General features: G+C 53.4%; 2 protein-coding genes. Both read left to right on the forward strand.

Features of this window, described 5'->3' with window-relative positions:
* The first annotated feature begins 511 nt into the window (after positions 1 to 511).
* Positions 512 to 769, forward strand: a complete 258-nt coding sequence (locus tag B3520_RS00110) for a hypothetical protein (protein WP_286874952.1) — start codon at positions 512 to 514, stop codon at positions 767 to 769.
* A 92-nt stretch (positions 770 to 861) separates the two neighbouring features.
* Entirely contained in the window at positions 862 to 1,152 is a 291-nt protein-coding gene (locus B3520_RS00115) for a hypothetical protein (protein WP_286806362.1), read from the forward strand.
* The last annotated feature ends 3 nt before the right edge of the window (positions 1,153 to 1,155 follow it).

A 1,155-nucleotide genomic window follows, 5' to 3' on the forward strand; every position in this document is an offset into this window, starting at 1 on the left:
GATGGCGATACGGGCACGCATGACGATTCAGGAAATCGGAAATGAATTGTTTCCCTACCTGACCATGGTCGAAGGCCTCAAGCTCTGCGCGCAGACGTTCACCAAAGATGTGAGCCAATTGTCTTGCTGTGCCGGGTAGGCGGGCTGAGCCTTTGTCTCGGCAGGAGTTCCTGATGCCCCTACGCTGGCGGTAAAAGCAGACCTAACGGCCGTGTGGCGCCCCGTCCGACGTAGGTAATAATAGGTTGCAGATAAATGGGTTGTGGACGGGTCATCGGGATGATTAATGTTGTGGTATTCTATTTGGAACTTCGAGCTAGACGGCAGGTCCTAACTGCCGTGATTGAGAATCCGACCTATTCATCGGAGTAACCGGCACAGAGTCATGCTGAAGCGATTGACGAGCCTATTCATGCAAACCGTGATGGTTGCCGCACTGATCCTGTCAGGGTCCGGGGTGCAGGCTGGCCTAGGTATGCCCATGGAGGGTATGTCGCTCCAGGAGCCAGGTATGAACCCCGCCTGTGTCATGAACATGACGAACGAGAAATTGGTCGCCATGTCCGATAACGGCAGTGGTGCAGCGCCTGATTGCCAGATGGACGCTGACAGCTGCCATTCCACCTGCGCGAATTACCAGTCCGTCAACGGCGATACGCTGGCTTTTTACTCGGGTGCCATTTCCTTCCTTTCTACCTCCACTATCTTGGCGCCCATTGCCGCCCAGTACCCGATCGACCATCCGCCTAAACCGGCATCCTCGCTGTAAATCCGTCTTTATTTACGGTTATTTGCACCTATAAAGTCGATGCGGCATTTGGCCCGTCGATGTGCATGCCATTTTTCTTGCGAGGACAGATTATGAAATCACTAACCTTGACCAAAGCCGTTATTCTTTCTTTCTCCATGGTCGCGGCCAGTATGGCAACCGGGTATGTGAGCGCTCAAGCGAACGCTGACCGGCGCTCTGATTCCATACCCAGTCGACCAACTCATAAATCCATCACTAAAAACAACGCCAAGGAGGACAAAATGATGAGCTCAATGAAGGACATGATGGAGCACTGCCGAATGATGCACGAAAAAATGCATCAAAACATGATGGAGCGGGACCGCAGCCCGAGCGCTTCCCTCGAGCAGTCGAGCAGCTAGCGG

The organism is Marinimicrobium sp. UBA4509 (genome assembly GCF_002388575.1).
GTDB lineage: Bacteria > Pseudomonadota > Gammaproteobacteria > Pseudomonadales > Cellvibrionaceae > Marinimicrobium > Marinimicrobium koreense.